Source organism: Glutamicibacter protophormiae (assembly GCF_014647495.1).
Classification (GTDB): Bacteria; Actinomycetota; Actinomycetes; order Actinomycetales; family Micrococcaceae; genus Glutamicibacter; species Glutamicibacter protophormiae.
Genome location: NZ_BMPH01000029.1, coordinates 1 through 1,615 on the forward strand (window position 1 = coordinate 1; position 1,615 = coordinate 1,615).

1 rRNA gene is annotated in these 1,615 nt (G+C 56.5%); it reads right to left on the minus strand.

Annotated features, from left to right (window positions below):
• Positions 1–57: 57 nt before the first annotated feature.
• Positions 58–1,583: ribosomal RNA gene (locus IEY43_RS17980) — 16S ribosomal RNA — on the minus strand.
• Positions 1,584–1,615: the final 32 nt, after the last annotated feature.

Genomic DNA, 1,615 nt, shown 5'->3' on the forward strand with positions numbered 1-1,615 from the left:
CACCCGAACCACACTCGGGTCCAGACATGGGCACCAAAAAAATGGTTAGCTCCTTAGAAAGGAGGTGATCCAGCCGCACCTTCCGGTACGGCTACCTTGTTACGACTTAGTCCCAATCGCCAGTCCCACCTTCGACGACTCCCCCCACACAAGGTGGTTAGGCCATCGGCTTCGGGTGTTACCAACTTTCGTGACTTGACGGGCGGTGTGTACAAGGCCCGGGAACGTATTCACCGCAGCGTTGCTGATCTGCGATTACTAGCGACTCCGACTTCATGGGGTCGAGTTGCAGACCCCAATCCGAACTGAGACCGGCTTTTAGGGATTAGCTCCACCTCACAGTATCGCAACCCATTGTACCGGCCATTGTAGCATGCGTGAAGCCCAAGACATAAGGGGCATGATGATTTGACGTCATCCCCACCTTCCTCCGAGTTGACCCCGGCAGTCTCCCATGAGTCCCCGGCATAACCCGCTGGCAACATGGAACGAGGGTTGCGCTCGTTGCGGGACTTAACCCAACATCTCACGACACGAGCTGACGACAACCATGCACCACCTGTGAACCAGCCCCGAAGGGAAACCCCATCTCTGAGGCGGTCTGGAACATGTCAAGCCTTGGTAAGGTTCTTCGCGTTGCATCGAATTAATCCGCATGCTCCGCCGCTTGTGCGGGCCCCCGTCAATTCCTTTGAGTTTTAGCCTTGCGGCCGTACTCCCCAGGCGGGGCACTTAATGCGTTAGCTACGGCGCGGAAAACGTGGAATGTCCCCCACACCTAGTGCCCAACGTTTACGGCATGGACTACCAGGGTATCTAATCCTGTTCGCTCCCCATGCTTTCGCTCCTCAGCGTCAGTAAATGCCCAGAGACCTGCCTTCGCCATCGGTGTTCCTCCTGATATCTGCGCATTTCACCGCTACACCAGGAATTCCAGTCTCCCCTACATCACTCTAGTCTGCCCGTACCCACCGCAGATCCGAGGTTGAGCCTCGGACTTTCACGGCAGACGCGACAAACCGCCTACGAGCTCTTTACGCCCAATAAATCCGGATAACGCTTGCGCCCTACGTATTACCGCGGCTGCTGGCACGTAGTTAGCCGGCGCTTCTTCTGCAGGTACCGTCACTCTCGCTTCTTCCCTACTGAAAGAGGTTTACAACCCGAAGGCCGTCATCCCTCACGCGGCGTCGCTGCATCAGGCTTGCGCCCATTGTGCAATATTCCCCACTGCTGCCTCCCGTAGGAGTCTGGGCCGTGTCTCAGTCCCAGTGTGGCCGGTCACCCTCTCAGGCCGGCTACCCGTCGTCGCCTTGGTGAGCCATTACCTCACCAACAAGCTGATAGGCCGCGAGTCCATCCCCAACCGATAAATCTTTCCACCACAAGACATGCGTCCCATGGTCATATCCGGTATTAGACCCAGTTTCCCGGGCTTATCCCAGAGTCAGGGGCAGGTTACTCACGTGTTACTCACCCGTTCGCCACTAATCCACCCAGCAAGCTGGGCTTCATCGTTCGACTTGCATGTGTTAAGCACGCCGCCAGCGTTCATCCTGAGCCAGGATCAAACTCTCCATAAAAAACAAAAAGCCACCACAACCCCACCGGAAAA